This window comes from Leisingera sp. ANG-M6 (assembly GCF_000813905.1).
In the GTDB taxonomy this organism is placed as follows: Bacteria; Pseudomonadota; Alphaproteobacteria; order Rhodobacterales; family Rhodobacteraceae; genus Leisingera.
Window position 1 is genome coordinate 134,307 of the sequence record NZ_JWLG01000011.1, and the last position, 15,610, is coordinate 149,916.

At 63.8% G+C, this 15,610-nt stretch carries 14 protein-coding genes; 6 read left to right on the plus strand and 8 right to left on the minus strand.

The features are described 5' to 3' along the window. Window positions 1-69 precede the first annotated feature (69 nt). Window positions 70-1,707, plus strand: a complete 1,638-nt coding sequence (locus RA24_RS08995; protein ID WP_082020340.1) for a DUF4139 domain-containing protein — start codon at window positions 70-72, stop codon at window positions 1,705-1,707. Between the two features lie 189 nt (window positions 1,708-1,896). On the opposite strand, the gene RA24_RS09000 is transcribed toward RA24_RS08995, so the two are convergent. From RA24_RS09000 to RA24_RS09035, 8 genes are all read right to left on the minus strand, one after another. Beyond that, on the minus strand, window positions 1,897-2,667 hold the full coding sequence (locus RA24_RS09000) for an aldolase/citrate lyase family protein (protein ID WP_019294548.1): 771 nt from the start codon (window positions 2,665-2,667) through the stop codon (window positions 1,897-1,899). 12 nt (window positions 2,668-2,679) lie between these two features. Continuing rightward, a complete protein-coding gene (gene hpaH / locus RA24_RS09005) occupies window positions 2,680-3,480 on the minus strand; it encodes a 2-oxo-hept-4-ene-1,7-dioate hydratase (RefSeq protein WP_039191099.1) in 801 nt (266 codons plus the stop codon). Beyond that, the gene (locus RA24_RS09010) at window positions 3,477-4,346 is read right to left on the minus strand and encodes a fumarylacetoacetate hydrolase family protein (RefSeq protein ID WP_039191101.1); all 870 of its coding nucleotides are present in this window, start codon (window positions 4,344-4,346) and stop codon (window positions 3,477-3,479) included. The genes hpaH and RA24_RS09010 overlap by 4 nt, the downstream gene beginning before the upstream one ends. Continuing rightward, window positions 4,346-5,755: a pyridoxal phosphate-dependent decarboxylase family protein gene (locus tag RA24_RS09015; protein WP_039191102.1), complete on the minus strand. Its 1,410-nt coding sequence runs from the start codon at window positions 5,753-5,755 to the stop codon at window positions 4,346-4,348. Before RA24_RS09015 ends, RA24_RS09010 begins: the two co-directional genes overlap by 1 nt. A gap of 66 nt (window positions 5,756-5,821) precedes the next feature. Then, entirely contained in the window at window positions 5,822-6,802 is a 981-nt protein-coding gene (gene hpaD / locus RA24_RS09020) for a 3,4-dihydroxyphenylacetate 2,3-dioxygenase (protein WP_039191104.1), read from the minus strand. A gap of 14 nt (window positions 6,803-6,816) precedes the next feature. Further along, window positions 6,817-7,671 (minus strand): 3,4-dihydroxyphenylacetate 2,3-dioxygenase, encoded by an 855-nt coding sequence (gene hpaD, locus RA24_RS09025; protein WP_039191106.1) that lies wholly within the window; start codon window positions 7,669-7,671, stop codon window positions 6,817-6,819. 39 nt (window positions 7,672-7,710) lie between these two features. After that, window positions 7,711-9,222: a 5-carboxymethyl-2-hydroxymuconate semialdehyde dehydrogenase gene (gene hpaE / locus RA24_RS09030; RefSeq protein WP_039191108.1), complete on the minus strand. Its 1,512-nt coding sequence runs from the start codon at window positions 9,220-9,222 to the stop codon at window positions 7,711-7,713. Then, window positions 9,222-9,614: a 5-carboxymethyl-2-hydroxymuconate Delta-isomerase gene (locus RA24_RS09035; RefSeq protein ID WP_039147016.1), complete on the minus strand. Its 393-nt coding sequence runs from the start codon at window positions 9,612-9,614 to the stop codon at window positions 9,222-9,224. Before RA24_RS09035 ends, hpaE begins: the two co-directional genes overlap by 1 nt. Window positions 9,615-9,728: 114 nt before the next feature. On the opposite strand from RA24_RS09035, the gene hpaR reads away from it, so the two are divergent. From hpaR to RA24_RS09060, 5 genes are all read left to right on the plus strand, one after another. Beyond that, window positions 9,729-10,169, plus strand: a complete 441-nt coding sequence (gene hpaR / locus RA24_RS09040; protein ID WP_039191110.1) for a homoprotocatechuate degradation operon regulator HpaR — start codon at window positions 9,729-9,731, stop codon at window positions 10,167-10,169. Window positions 10,170-10,443: 274 nt separating this feature from the next. After that, window positions 10,444-11,694 (plus strand): sarcosine oxidase subunit beta family protein, encoded by a 1,251-nt coding sequence (locus RA24_RS09045; protein WP_019294539.1) that lies wholly within the window; start codon window positions 10,444-10,446, stop codon window positions 11,692-11,694. Window positions 11,695-11,710: 16 nt separating this feature from the next. Then, window positions 11,711-11,998 carry a sarcosine oxidase subunit delta gene (locus RA24_RS09050; RefSeq protein WP_019294538.1) on the plus strand — a complete coding sequence of 96 codons (288 nt, stop codon included), beginning with the start codon at window positions 11,711-11,713 and terminating at the stop codon, window positions 11,996-11,998. Window positions 11,999-12,009: 11 nt separating this feature from the next. Beyond that, window positions 12,010-15,021 carry a sarcosine oxidase subunit alpha family protein gene (locus RA24_RS09055; RefSeq protein ID WP_052269567.1) on the plus strand — a complete coding sequence of 1,004 codons (3,012 nt, stop codon included), beginning with the start codon at window positions 12,010-12,012 and terminating at the stop codon, window positions 15,019-15,021. Continuing rightward, on the plus strand, window positions 15,014-15,595 hold the full coding sequence (locus RA24_RS09060; protein ID WP_039147022.1) for a sarcosine oxidase subunit gamma: 582 nt from the start codon (window positions 15,014-15,016) through the stop codon (window positions 15,593-15,595). The genes RA24_RS09055 and RA24_RS09060 overlap by 8 nt, the downstream gene beginning before the upstream one ends. The last annotated feature ends 15 nt before the right edge of the window (window positions 15,596-15,610 follow it).

The window sequence follows — 15,610 nt, forward strand, 5'->3', positions numbered from 1 at the left end:
GGTAGCATGGCATCAGGCGGGACCACCGCCGTGATTTTTGATTGAGAGATGCCAATGCGATTTTCCTTGATGGCTTTTGCCTTTTCTTCAATTGCCGCGGCGGCGGCTGCGGACACTATCCCCGTCAGCAGCACGGTGTCGGAGGTGACGCTGTACCCTGGTCTGGCGGAAATTACCCGCAGCGCAGCGCTGACCCTGCCGGAGGGGCGCCACCGGCTGATCCTGCAGAACGTGCCCAGAACGGCTGCGCTGGAGACACTGCAGGTGGAGATCGCCGGCGCCCGCCGCGTCGCCACCCTGCTGCGTGAGAATTACGTGCCGCCGCGCGATGCGGATGACCCTGAGGTCGAGGCCGCCGAGGCGCGGGTGAGCGAAGTCGAGGCGCGGATTGCCGCGGTGCGGGACGAGGCCGCGCAGGCACGCGCCGGGGTGCGGGCGGCGGAGGCCTCAATCGGGTTCCTGCAGCAGCTGGGCGCAAACGAAGGGCTGGCGGAGGCGGATGCCGCTGCGCTGAGTGAAATTGCCCGGATGATCTCTGCGGAGGCGGCGGGGGCCAGCCAGGCGGCGGTGGAGGCAGAAGCCGAGGCGCGCCGGATAGAACTGCAGCTGGAGGACTTGAAGGAGGAGCTGGCACAGGCGCAGGCGGCACTGGCGGCGATCACGCTCGAGGATGACGACCGGCTGTACATCGCGGTGGATATCGAGGCAGAGCAGGCGGGTGAGGGCGCCGTCAAGGTGAGCTACTATACCGCGGGCGCGGGAAATATCGGCTGGCAGCCGTCTTATGAGATGCACTTGAATACCGTGACGGAGCAGCAGGTGATCCTGAAGCGGGCGGTGATGCTTGTGCAGGACACCGGCGAGAACTGGCAGGATGTGGCACTGACCCTGTCGACCGCGGTGCCCGGTGAGCAGGGCAGCCCGTCTGCGTTGCGCCCCTGGCTGCGCCGGATTGAGGAGCCGCAGCCGCCGCGGGCGCTGAAATCCATGGGGCAGGATGTGGCGGAACTGTCTGCGCTGGCAGAGCCGGTGCTGGAAGCGCCCATTGTTGAGGAATACAGAAGTCCCGGCTGGGGTGCGGATCTGAGCGGTGCGGCGGCGACCTACCGCTTCGGGTTGCCGGTCTCGATTGCCTCCGGCGCCGATTTGCTGCGGCTGGAAATGGACAGCCTGACGGCGGAGGCAAAAGTGCAGGCGGTGGCGGTGCCGTCACGGGATGACACGGCTTATCGGGTCGCGACCTTCACCAACACATTTGCCGAGCAGCTGCTGGCCTCGGATGAGGTGCCGCGGTTTGTCGATGGCAAGCTGGTCACAGTGGAGGACTTCGCCGGGCTGGCGCCGGGGGCGGAGATGGACGCAGGGTTCGGCCCCATCGAAGGGCTTCAGTTGCGCCGCGACGTGCTGGGGCAGAGCGAGGGTGAGCAGGGGCTGATCTCACGCAGCAACGCGCAGGTGCAGAAGGTGGAGATCACGGTGGAGAACCTGACAGCGCAGGACTGGAACGTGCGGGTTCTGGACCAGGTGCCTTATTCGCAGCAGGACGATCTGGAGATCACTTGGAGCGCCACGCCGCGGCCCACGAAGGAAAACGTCGAGAAGCAGCGCGGCATTCTGGCCTGGGATCTGGAGCTGGCGGCTGGTGTGAGCGAGACCATCCAATTGGACACCACGCTCAGCTGGCCCGAGGGTATGCTGCTGCGCTGATGCTGGTTTGGTGTCAGGCAACGGACAGGTGGCTCCCGCCCGTCGTCAGGCATTGAAAATACCTTCCTCCCGTTGGGCGTGGCACCGCGCTTGGCGCGGTGCCACGCCCAAGACAGCTGCCGCTGCGCTGGCAAAGCCGGAGCAGCGGGCAGGCGCGGGAGTGCTTCCTTTGCGATGTACGGCAGGCGGTTAGTCTGCCTTCCACTTGGCCGCTAAATCACGGGCGTTGCGGGCAAGCACCATGACGTCGATGCCGACCGCCAGGAACTGCGCGCCCATGTCCGCATAGGCCTGAGTAGCCTCATCCGTGGTGCCGAGGATGCCGGGGGCGATACCAGCCGCCTTGATGCGGGTGATGGCATCAGCAATTGCGGCGCGCACCTCCGGGTGGGCGGAGTTGCCTTGGTGGCCCATGTCGGTGGACAAATCCGCCGGGCCGATGAAGACGCCGTCGATGCCCTCGACCTGCAGAATTTCGTCCAACGCAGCCATCCCGGCGCGGTTTTCCACTTGCACCAGCAGGCAGACCTCCTGATCGGCGGTCTGGATATACTCGGAGACCGTGCCGAACATGGTGGCGCGGGCCGCCGTGGCACCGACGCCGCGCAGGCCCTTGGGCGGGTAGTGGCAGGCGCGGACCAGCTCGCGGGCCTGTTCGGCGCTTTCGACGATCGGCACCAGCACCGTCTGGGCGCCTGCATCCAGCACTTGCTTGATCATCCAAGTCTCCCCCACCGGCACCCGCACCACCGGGTGGCTGGGCGAGGCCGCCAGCGCCATCAGTTGGTCGCGGATCGAGCGGATGTCGTTGGGGGCATGCTCGCCGTCGATCACCAGCCAGTCGAAGCCGCAGGTGCCCATGATCTCGGCGAGCTGACCGTCGGCAAAGCTCATCCAGCAGCCGATCTGGCGTTTGCCCTGTGTTAGAGCCTGTTTAAAGGGGTTCTTGGGCGCGGGCATGGGGGCCTCCTGTCAGGCGAAATTGATGGATACGGAACCGAAGGGGCCGAAATCTGCGGCGGTCTCCGTGCCCGGCGGGCATTCGATGGGGCGGATGAAAGAGCCCGAGAGCACGATATCCCCGGCCTCGATCTGTTGTCCATATTCCGCCATCCGCCGCGCCAGCCACAGGACCGAAGTCACGGGATCGTTCAAAACACCCGCGCCGAGGCCGGTTTCCTCGACTGTGCCGTTGCGGGAGGCGATGGCGCCGACCCAGCGCAGGTCATGCGCGTCCACCGCGTGGCGCTCCGCCCCCAGAACCACGCCGGCATTGGCGGCGTTGTCGCTGATGGTGTCGGTGATGATGCGGGCCTGGCCGGTGGCGGGGTCGGCGCGCAGGATGCGGGTGTCGAGGATCTCCAGCGACGGGGCCAAAGAACCCGTTGCGGACAGCACGTCCTCGCGGGTGCACTCGGCACCTGCGAGAGGGGATTTCATAATGAACGCAATCTCCGCCTCCACCCGCGGCTGGATGAAGCGGCCAGCAGGAACGGTGGCGCCGTTTTCAAATGCCATGTCGTCCAAGAGCACGCCGCTGTCGGGAGTGGTGATGTTCAGCGCCTGCTGCATGGCGCGGCTGGTGAGGCCGATTTTCCAGCCGATTTTCTTGGCGCCAGAAGCCAGTTTTTGCCTTATCAGAGCCTGTTGTACCGCGTAAGCATCGTCCAGCGTCATGCCGGGATAGGCCAGGGAAAGCAGGCCGCATTGCTGGCCGGTTTGCTCGGCTTTGAACAGACGGTCAGCGGCTTCCTGATGCTGTTTCGGGGTCATGCCTCTCCCCCGCTGAACTCATCTTCAACCGTGTTGCGTAAGGTTCCGATGCCTTCGACCTCAACCTCGACCACGTCACCGGGTTTCAGGTACTTCGGCGGATCAAACCGCGCGCCTGCGCCTGTCGGGGTGCCGGTGATGATCACGTCGCCGGGCTGCAGGGTCGTGAAGGTGGAGATATAGGCGATTTCTTCGCGGATCGGGAACATCATGCGGGCCAGGTTGTCATCCTGGCGGATCTCTCCGTTCACACGGGTGACAATGCGGGCCTCATCCAGCTGCGCGGCGTCGGTGAAAGGCACAAGCCAGGGGCCGATGGCGCCGGAATTGTCCCAGTTCTTGCCTTGTGTCACGTTGAATTTGGCGTGGCGCACCCAGTCTCGGATGGTGCCCTCGTTTGCCAGCGTCAGGGCCGCGATGTGACCATAGGCGTCTTCGGGCTTGATCCGGCGGCCCGGCTTGCCGATCACCACGGCGACCTCGCCCTCGTAGTCCAGGGTGTGGTTTTCCGGCGGGCGGATCAGCGGGCGCCCAGCACCGGTGAAGGAGCGCGGGAAGCGGGGAAACAGGGACATGTGCTTGGGCTGGGCTGAGCCGTCCTTGTACTCCGCATTGCGGTCCGGGAAGTTGACGCCGACGCAGAGGATCTTTTCCGGGTTGGGGATGGGGATCTCATAAGTGAAATCCGTGTGGGTCACGGGTTGGCCTTCGGCGGCCTGAGCCAGCGCGGCCAGGCCGTCCGCGGCAATCACCTCGCGCAGGGTGGGCCAGTCCGGGAACTGTGGTGACAGGGCTATCATGCCCGCATCTGTGACTGCGCCATAGAAGGTTTCGCCGTCGGCGGTGTAGGTGGCAAAGCGCGTCATTACAGGTTCCTTGCGATTTCGGTGATGACGTCGAAGGCCGTCATCACGTCTGCTTCCGTGGTCTCGAATTGACCCGCCTGGAAGCGGATCACCAGCTGGCCGTCGAGGCGGGTCTGGGTCAGGTAGATGCGGCCGTCATCGTTGATTGAGTTGACCAGCCGCAGGTTCAAATCGTCCAGATCCGCGGCGCCCTCGGGCGCGTAGCGGAATGACCAGAGCGACCACATCGGCGCGGAGGTGATCTCGAAATCAGGCTCTGACTGGAGCTTTTCGTGCAGCTGGTTTGACCAGTTGATGTGATTGCGCAACCGCTGGCGCAGCCCTTCGAGGCCGTAGGTGCGGATCAGGAACCAGATCTTGAGCGCGCGGAAGCGGCGGCCCAGCGGCACCGACCATTCGGAATAGTTGATGATGCCGTCATGGCCGTGGGTTTTGAGGTATTCCGGGCTGATGGCGAGGGTTTGCACCAGATCATCCGGGTTCTTCAGGAAGTGGGCGGAGCAGTCGAACTGCACGCCGAGCCATTTGTGCGGGTTGAAGACGATGCTGTCGGCGCGTTCCACCCCCGGCCAGTAGTGGCGGTATTCCGGGCAGATCATCGCAGAACCGGCCCAGGCGGCGTCCACATGGGTGTAGAGGCCGTATTTTTCCGCGATGTCCAGCACCTGGTCCACCGGGTCGGTGGCGCCAACGCCGGTGCCGCCGACGCAGAGAATGACGCCCGCGGGCTGGTGGCCTGCGGCGAGGTCGGCCTGAATTGCTGCCTCCAGCGCATCGGGGTCCATGCCGCGCCAGTCGCCCTTGATGGGGATGCGGATCAGGTTCTGCTGGCCGATGCCCGCGACCCAGATGGCGCGGTCGATGGAGGTGTGGACTTCGGAGGAGCAATAGATGCGCAGCGCCTTCTTGCCGAACAGCCCTTGTTGGTTGCCCTGCCAGTTCAGCGCCTTTTCCCGCATCGTCAGGACGGCGGCGAGGGTGGCGGAGGACGCCGAATCCTGGATGACGCCCTGGAACTGGTCCGGCAGGTCCAGCGCCTGGCGCAGCCAGTCCATCATCCGCGTTTCCATCTCGGTCGCCGCCGGCGAGGTCTGCCACAGCATGCATTGCGGCGCGATGGCGGAGACGAGGAATTCCGCCAGCACCGAGGGCGCGGCGGCGTTGGAGGTGAAATAGGCAAAGAAGCGCGGGTGCTGCCAATGGGTGATGCCGGGCATCACGATGTCCTCGAAATCGCGGAAAATCGCCTCCATCCCCTCGCCATCCTCAGGCGGGGTTTGGGGCAGGGCGTTCAGCACTTCACCGGGCTTGGTTCTGGCGCGCACGGGGCGGTCACCAACGGTCAGGTGGTAGTCCTGGGTCCAATCCGCGACCCGGCGGCCCCATTCGGAGAATTCATCCCATTTCATTTTTCTTACCTTACTTCTACCGGGGCGCGATTGCGCACACCCTCGGGACGGTCGCGATCCTGATGTTTAGGGTGCAATAATCGGCTGCGCGTTCAAGGCGCTGGGTTTCGGAGTGGTGCCTTCAAACACCGAGCCTTCCTCAAACCAGCTGCGCGGCGCCGGGGCGCCCCAAAGGGTCTGGCGCTGCGGGTCGGTGAGCGACCATTTGATCGGCTCCAGATCCGGATCGACGGTCTGGTAGTCAGAGCAGTAGATTTCGATCCGGTGGCCGTCTGGGTCGCGCACATAGAGGAAGAAGGCGTTGGAGATGCCGTGGCGGCCGGGGCCGCGCTCGATGTTATCGACATAACCAGTGGTCGACATCAGGTCCAACAGGTCGATGATATTCAAGGGGTTCGGCACCCAGAAGGCGGTGTGGTGCAGGCGCGGGCCGAGACCATTGGTGAAGGCCACGTCATGAACGCCGCCCTTCCGGTGCATCCAGGCGGCCCAGACCTTGCCGCTCTCGTCATCTTCGGTGAACTCGGTGGTCCGGAAACCCATCTCGTTATAGAAGGCAACTGCGCCGTCCACATCTGCGCTGAACATGTTGAAATGGTCGATGCGCAGCGGTTTTACCCCATTATAGAGCCTGTATTTCTGGTGGATCGGCTCCAGCCGGTCCATTTTGACGTAGAACTCCAGCGGGATGCCCCAGGGGTCGCGGGTGCGCAGGGTTTTGCCCATGTGCGGGCGCTCGACCCATTCCACCGGCAGGTCCTTGGAGATGAAGAACTCCGCCGCCTTGTCTAGGTCCGGCGCGTCATAAAGCTTGAAGCCCAGCACCCCGACCGAGGCCGTGTCCGCCTGTACCAGCACGATGCAGTGGTGGCCGCGTTCCTCCATCGCACGCAGATAGATGCGCTCGCTGTCCTCATGCGTCACCTGCAGGCCGAGCGTATCCACATAGAAGGCGCGGGAGGCGGCGAGGTCGGTCACGGCGTATTCAACGTGGCTGAGCCGCACGATGTTGAAGGGCGGATAGAGGTTCGGGGCGGGGACGGGCATTTGGGGGTCTCCTATTACTGAACCGGAAAGATCACGTTGGTCTGGCCGGTGCCGGAACTGGGGAAATACTCGGTGATCACTTCGCAGGGGGCAGTGTAGCTGTCCCAGCCAAGCGCGCCATACAGCATGGCGGTGTCGTGCATGGAACCTTCGCCGCAGCAGAAGTCGGCGTATTCGCCCAGCATTTTGAGGAAGGTGGCGTGGTCGCCCTTCTGCCACAGTTCCAGCACCCGCAGGTCCATCTGGCGGTTGAACTCGGAACTGATGGTGAAGGTGCCATTGTTGGCGGCATAATCCTTGTTTGCCCAGATCTTGTGGCTGAGCGAGCCGGAGGCGACCAGCAGCACCTTGCTGTCCGAGGCTTCGACCGCCTCGCGGATGGCCTCGCCGATCACCCGGCTTTCGCCGTGATCGTGGACGGTGCACCAGGCGGCGATGGAGACCACCTTGAAATCGCCCTCGCGGCTCATGAAGCGCATCGGCACCAGGGTGCCGTATTCCAGTTCCAGCGAGTCGAGCTGATGCGACAGGGTATAGACGCCCTTGTCCGAGGCCGCCGCCGCGATGGCATCGCCGAGGGTCGGGTTGCCTTCGTACTCATAAGGCAGGTTCTGGATGAACTGGGGGAATTCGTTGGAGGTGAACAGCCCCTTGAACCGGCTATTGGCGTTGATGTGGAAACCTGCGTTGATCACCCAATGGGTGTCGCAGATCACGATGGTATCGGCGCCGAGCTCCTTGGCGCGACGGGCGATTTCCCGGTGGCCGTCGATGGCGGGCTTTCGGGTGCCCTCCAGCCGGCCGGGCTGTTCCGACATCAGCATGGTGGGCACGTGGGTGCATTTGGCGGCGAGAACGATTTCTCCCATGGTCTTCTCCTCAAAGACGGGTTGCGCGTTTCCTTGAGGTCAAGCGCCGAGGCGCGGGATCTTGTGGTGGCCCAGGGCAAAGCCGATGTGTTTCTGTTCCATGTAGAACTCGAAGCTCCAGTCGCCGCCATCGCGGCCGATGCCGCTGGCCTTGACCCCGCCAAAGGGGGTGGGCAGGTGGCGGACGTTTTCTGAGTTCACCCAGATCATCCCGGCCTCCAGCGCGTTTGTGAAGCGCAGGGCGCGGGTGAGGTCGTTGGTCCAGACATAGCCGGTGAGGCCGTACTGGGTGTCATTGGCCAATGACAGAGCCTCATCCTCGTCCTTGAAGCGGATCGCGGTGAGGACGGGCCCAAAGATTTCCTCCTGCGCGATGGTCATATCATTGGTGGCATTTGTGAACAGGGTCGGGCGGACAAACCAGCCCTGATCACCTGCGCGGGTGCCGCCGGCGGCGATGGTGGCGCCGTCCTGTTTGGCGGTCTCGAAGTAGGAGGTGACCTTGTCGAAATGCACCTTGTGGATCAGCGGGCCGACCTCTGTGGCGGGGTCCAGCGGGTGGCCGACGCGGATGTTGTTCACGCGTTCGATCAGCTTGGCCTCGAACTCCTCCGCGATGCTCTCCTGCACCAAGAGGCGCGAGGAGGAGGTGCAGCGCTCGCCGTTCAGCGAGTAGATCATGAAGATCGCGGCATCGAGCGCGCGGTCGAGGTCAGCGTCATCGAAGACCACCACTGGGTTCTTGCCGCCGAGCTCGAAATGCACCCGTTTCAGGGTATCGGCGCCCTGTTTCATGATCATCGATCCGGTTTTGGACTCGCCGACAAAGGCAATGGCCTTGATGTCTGGATGTTCGGTGAGGGCCTTGCCGGCATCCTCGCCAAAGCCGTTCACCAGGTTCCAGACACCGGCGGGCAGACCTGCCTCGTGGGCGATTTCGGCCAGGATGCGGGCGGTGAGCGGCGAGAATTCAGCCGGTTTGTGGACCACGGTGCAGCCGGCGGCCAGCGCGGGTGCGATCTTCCAGGTTGACAGCATGAAAGGCGTGTTCCACGGGGTGATGACGCCGACCGGGCCGATTGGCACCCGGGTGGTCACGTTCATCAGTGTCGGGGATTGCAGCTGCTGGCCGTCGCGGGCGGAGGTGGCCTTGTCGGCAAAGAAGCGGAAGTTCTCAGCACCGCGCAGGGCCGCCTTGGACATGAAGCGCAGGGCTTGGCCAGTGTCCCAGCATTCGCACAGCGCGATTTCCTCGGCGCGTTCGACGATTAGGTCGGCGATGCGGTGCAGGATTTTCTTACGCTCCAGCGCCGGCATGTCGCGCCAGGCGGGGAAGGCCGCCTTGGCGGCCGCTGCCGCGGCGTCGATGTCCTCAGCGCCGCCTTTGGCAACAGAGCAGATCACGCTTTCATCGACGGGTGACGATGTTTTGAAGGTGTTGCTGGAGGCGGCGGGGCGGCTCTCGCCGCCGATCAGGTTCAGGATGCCGGTCTCGCGGAAGCGGGCCAGGTGGCTTTTCAGAGTTTCGATGTTGGTGGTCAGATCGCTCATCACTGGTCCGCCTTTTGCATGTGGTCGCGGATGGTGCCGCATTTCGGGGAAAGCTCCGGGTCGATGTTGCGCATCTCCAGCGACAGCGCGATGGAGTGCTGTCGCATGGCCGGCTCAAGGAAGGATTGCGCTGCCTCGAACACCGCCTGGGCTGCGCGTTTGCGGGTGTCCAGGTCACGGCCCGCGCGCAGCCGGATGGAGATGTCGAGATAGCCGTGCCGGTCATCGCCGTCGGCAATGGAGGTGTGATTGGCCGCAAAGGCACGCACCCGGATGCCCGCAAGGGGGAACACGCCGGTGGCTGCCGCTGCCTGCCGCAGATGGCAGCACAGGGCGGCGATGTCGGTGCGCGCCTCCATATTGGCTGAGTAGTCCAGCGTGATGTGCGGCATCTGCGTTACCTCTCCTGAATTACTTAACATGTTTAGCAATTGTGCGGCGATGAGTCAAGCGGAAGAAACCCAAGCGGCAATTGCGTTTAGCCGGAAGCGGGGTGATAATCGCGTATGATCAGGATGATGCCCTCCACCGACCGTTCGCTGCCCATTGCCCTTTTGAGGGCGCGGGAGCGTGTGATGGGTCCGATCCGTGCCCTGCTGAGCGGCGCGGGGCTTACCGAGCAGCAGTGGCGCGTTTTGCGGGTGGTGCAGGAGAGCGGGCCGATTGATCCAACCCAGATCGCCGACAAGGCCTGCCTGCTGCTGCCCAGCCTGACGCGGATCCTGCAGAAGCTGGAGGAAAAGCAGCTGATCAGCCGGGAGCGCGACAAAGAAGACCGCCGCCGTCAGGTGGTGCGGATTGCGCCTGCAGGGGAGAAGATCATCACCGACAACCTGGAGGCCAGCCTGGAGCTGATGGAGCAGACCCGCCGGAAGATGGGGGTGGAGCGCTATGAGGCTCTGCTGGATCTGCTAAACGAGCTGGACCAGATCGACCTGCCGGAGTGAGTCGGATTTGCCGCATTTGGCGCGGATGCCGGGGTGCGTGACGCAAATGGACCAGATTATTCAGTTTTGTGGCGGGTCAATGATTTTCATACTATTGTCAAATAAAATCAATTGTCTAACTATGGCTTGAGACTGCATTGCTGCAACCTGTGATGCTGCATCTGCACAGGTGATTTCCCGCCTGTGACGCAAATGGCGCTGCCGATGTCCGAAATCCCTCTGTGATGTGACGCATTTCTCGCTCATTCTGCCGGGGACAGTTGATGAGGACATCATGCGGTACTCCGGCCTGAAAGTGATCAAGGAGGCCCTGACGGGCCACAAGGGATGGCGCCCGACCTGGCGTGATCCGGAACCCAAGAAAAGCTACGATGTGGTGATCATCGGCGGCGGCGGGCACGGGCTGGCGACGGCCTATTACCTGGCCAAGAACCACAACATCACCAACGTCGCGGTGATCGAGAAGGGCTGGATCGGCGGCGGCAACGTGGGCCGCAACACCACCATCATCCGCTCCAACTACCTGCTGGACGGCAACGAGCCGTTTTACGAGCTGTCGCTGAAGCTGTGGGAAGGGCTGGAGCAGGACTTCAACTATAACGCCATGGTCAGCCAGCGCGGCATTCTGAACCTGGTGCATACCGATGCGCAGCGTGATGCGGCGCGGCGGCGGGGCAATGCGATGATCCTGAACGGGTCCGACGCGGAGCTGCTGGATACCGATGGCGTGCGGGCGATGTACCCGTTCCTGAATTTCAATGATGCGCGTTTCCCGATCAAGGGCGGCCTCCTGCACCGCCGCGGCGGCACCGTGCGCCACGATGCGGTGGCCTGGGGCTATGCCCGCGGGGCAGACCTGCGCGGCGTGGACATCATCCAGAACTGCGAAGTCACAGGTTTCAAGATCGAAAACGGCAAGTGTCTGGGCGTGGAGACCACCAAGGGTTTCATCGGCGCCAACAAGGTCGCGAGCTGTGTGGCTGGATCTTCCAGCCGGGTGATGGAGAAGGCGGGCATGCGCCTGCCGATCGAGAGCCACGTGCTGCAGGCGTTTGTCTCTGAGGGGCTGAAGCCGGTGCTGGACGGGGTCATCACCTTTGGCGCTGGTCACTTCTATTGCAGCCAGTCGGACAAGGGCGGCCTGGTCTTTGGCGGCGATCTGGACATGTACAACTCCTATGCGCAGCGCGGCAACCTGCCGGTGGTCGAGGACGTGATGGAAGGTGGCATGGCGCTGATCCCGGCGCTGGGCCGGGTGCGGATGCTGCGCAGCTGGGGCGGTATCATGGACATGTCGATGGACGGCTCCCCCTTCATCGACAAGACGCATATCGACGGTCTCTATTTCAACGGCGGCTGGTGCTACGGCGGATTCAAGGCAACCCCGGCCTCGGGCTGGTGCTATGCGCATCTGCTGGCGACCGATACCCCGCACAAGGTGGCAACGGCCTACCGGCTCGACCGGTTCCGCCGCGGCTGCATGATCGACGAAAAGGGCCAGGGCGCCCAGCCGAACCTGCACTGAGGAAAGGAAGACAGCGATGATTATCAACCATCCGATCCTCGGGCCGCGGGATTTCCAGGAGTTCACTTACCTGGGTGATGCGTCCCTGATCGACCGGCCGGACTGGCAGGCTGACAATGCGGCGGATCAGTTCCACGACTACCTGTATCTGCGCGACAACCCGGCGGGCGAACACCGTGAACTGTGGTTCCATGAGCAGGGCGACCGGTCCTGGCTGGTGGTGACCCGCAACACCGTGACCCACGAAATCCTGAATGTCGAACTGGCCCGTGATGTGGCCCGGGCAAGGGGGCGCAGCAAATGACTGACGCAGTGATGAATGCCGGCCGCGTGGCCTTTCAGGCCGACGGCAGCACCGGTGCCCGCAAGGGGGTGCAGGTGAACCGCTTGGACGGGGGGCTGATCAAGGGCGGCAAGCCGCTGAGCTTCACCTTCGATGGCAAGCGTTTCAAGGGATTTGAGGGCGACACATTGGCCTCGGCCCTCTTGGCGAATGGCGTGCGGCTGATGGGCCGGTCGTTCAAATACCACCGTCCGCGGGGCGTGCTGACCTCCGGCTCCGAAGAGCCGAACGCGCTTGTCGAGCTGCGCAGCGGCGGGCGGCAGGAGCCGAACACCCGCGCCACCGTGGCGGAGCTGTATGACGGGCTGGAAGCGAACTCGCAGAACCGCTGGCCGTCGCTGCAGCATGACTTCATGGCGATCAATGACCGGTTCTCGAATTTCCTGACCGCGGGTTTCTACTACAAGACGTTCATGTGGCCTGCAGCGTTCTGGGAAAAACTGTACGAGCCGATCATCCGCAAGGCGGCGGGTCTGGGCAGTATCAGCTTTGAGGCCGATCCGGATGCTTATGACAAGGGTTTCCTGCATTGCGACCTCTTGGTGATCGGGGCCGGCCCCACCGGCCTGATGGCGGCGTTGACCGCGGGCCGGGCGGGCGCGCAGGTGATTATTGCCGACGAGGACTTTCTGCTAGGCGGGCGTCTGAATGCGGAAACCTTCGGTGTTGGCGACCTGACCGGTGCTGCCTGGGTCGAGCAGGCGCAAGCGGAGCTGGCGGCTATGCCGAACGTGCGGGTGATGCCGCGCACCACCATTATCGGCGCCTTTGATCACGGTATCTATGGCGCGGTGGAGCGGACTGCCGACCACGTGCTGGCGCCGGAGGCGGGCAAGCCGCGGCAGATCCTGTGGCGGATCTATTCCAAGCGGGCGATGCTGGCGGCGGGCGCAACTGAACGCCCCATTGCGTTTGAGAACAACGACCGTCCCGGCGTGATGCTGGCCGGTGCCGTGCGCGCCTATGCCAACCGCTGGGCGGTGACGCCGGACCAAACCGTTGCGGTTTTCACCAACAACGACGACGGCCACCGCACTGCCGCCGACCTGATCGCCAAGGGCGTGAAGGTGACGGCGGTGATCGATACCCGCACCGACGCGCCCAAGGTCGAAGGTGCCGAGCTGTTTGCCGGTGCCCAGGTGATCGACACCAAGGGCCGGCTGGGCCTGGAATCCGTCCGCCTTCGTCTGGCTAGCGGTATCACCCGCGACGTGCCTTGCGGCGCGCTGGCGGTCTCCGGCGGCTGGAACCCGAACGTGCATCTGACCTGCCACCAACGCGGCCGCCCGGCCTGGCGCGAGGATATTGCGGCCTTTGTGCCGGCAGGCGAGCTGCCGCAGAACATGGTCGTCGCCGGTGCCGCCAATGGCGATTTCTCCACCGCCGCCGCGCTGCGCGCCGGTGCCGAGGGCGCCGTGGCCGCGCTGTCGAAGCTGGGTATCGAGGCAAAAGCCGGTGAGCTGCCTGAGGCCGAGGATGCGCCTGTCAACGTGACCCCCTTCTGGTACGTGAAGGAAGGCAAGGGCCGCGCCTGGCTGGACCAGCAGAACGACGTCACTGTCAAGGACGTGAAACTGGCGCATCAGGAGAACTTCCGCTCTGTCGAGCATCTGAAGCGCTACACCACCCTTGGCATGGCGACCGATCAGGGCAAGACCTCCAACATGGGCGGCCTGGCGATCATGGCTGAGCTGGCGGGCAAGCAGATCCCCGAGGTCGGCACCACCATGTTCCGCCCGCCGTATACGCCGGTCTCCTTTGGTGTGATGGCAGGCCGGTCCGTCGGTGAGGAATTCCGCCCGACCCGCAAGACCCCCAGTCACAAATGGGCCGAGGAGCAGGGTGCGGTGTTTGTCGAGGTCGGCCAGTGGCTGCGCGCGCAGTGGTTCCCCAAGGCGGGCGAAACCCATTGGCGCCAGTCGGTGGACCGCGAGGTGCTGCAGACCCGCAATTCGGTCGGCATCTGCGACGTGACTACGCTGGGCAAGATCGATGTGCAGGGCAAGGATGCTGCCGAGTTCCTGAACAAGATGTATGCCAATGCCTTTGCCAAACTGCCGGTGGGCAAGGTCCGCTATGGGCTGATGCTGCGCGAGGACGGCATTGCCTATGACGACGGCACCGCGGCGCGGTTTGCCGAGGATCATTTCGTGGTGACCACCACCACCGCCAACGCAGTTCTGGTCTACCGCAACATGGAATTTGCGCGCCAGTGCCTGTTCCCTGACATGGATGTGCAGCTGATCTCGACAACCGAGGCCTGGGCGCAGTTCGCGGTGGCGGGTCCGAATGCCCGCAAGCTGCTGCAAAAAGTCGTGGACCCCGAGTTCGATATCTCGAACGAGGCGTTCCCCTTCATGGGCTGCGGTGAGATCACCGTGGCGGGCGGCTGCCGGGCGCGGCTGTTCCGGATCTCCTTCTCGGGCGAGCTGGCCTATGAGATCGCGGTACCGACCCGCTATGGCGATGCGATGATCCGCAAGCTGATGGAAGCAGGCGAAGAGTTCGGCGCTGTGCCTTACGGCACCGAGGCGCTGGGCGTCATGCGGATCGAGAAGGGCCATGCCGCCGGCAATGAGCTGAACGGCACCACCTCGGCGCTGAACCTCGGCATGGGCAAGATGGTCAGCAAGAAGAAGGACTGCATCGGCAATACCCTGAGCGAACGCGAGGGGATGAACCAGGAGGATGCGCTGAAGCTGGTTGGTTTCAAGCCGGTGAATGCCGCCGATCCGGTGCAGGCCGGGGCGCATCTGATGAATGCCGATGGCGAGGTCAGTGCTGCCACCGATCAGGGCTATATCACCTCGGCGGCCTATTCGCCGGTGCTGGGCTGTTCGATCGGGATCGGTTTCCTGAAGCGCGGCGACAGCCGCAAAGGCGAGGTGATCCGAGCGGTCAACCCGCTGGAGGGCAAGGAAATCCAGGTCGAAGTTGTCAGCGCGCATTTTGTGGATCCGGAAGGGGAGCGTCTCCGTGGGTAAGTTTGATAATCATGGGCTCAAAGCCATCTCTCCGCTGGGCGGGTATGAGCCGCGGGTGGATGTCTTCACGGGTCTCCAGATCCGGGAAGTCACTGACCGGGCGCTGGCCTCCTTGGCGGCGCGTCAAGGCAGCGAAAATGCGGTGAAATCTGCGGCCGCGTCTTATCTGGGCGGTGCCCTTCCTGAACCTGCCGGCTGGGGTGAGCACGGTGTGTTTTCTGCCTGGTGGATGGGGCCGGACCTGTGGATGGTCTCTGCGCCGCATGACAGCCACGAACTGATGGCGGCGGATCTGAAGCGGGCCGTGGGCGAGGCTGGCTCCGTGGTGGAACAGACCGACGGCTGGTGCCGCTTCGATATGGAAGGCCCGCGCTGCTTTGACGTGCTGGAGCGGCTGTGCAATGCCAATGTCCGCGCGGGCAAGGCGGGCGATGCCACCCGCACCTCGATGGAGCATCTGGGCGTGTTCCTGCTGTGCCAGACGCCGGGGCAGGGATATTCGATCATCGGCCCGCGGTCCTCGGCAGCATCGCTGCATCACGCGCTGGTGGCGGCTGCTAAGTCTATGATCTGAAAAAAGAAAAAGGCC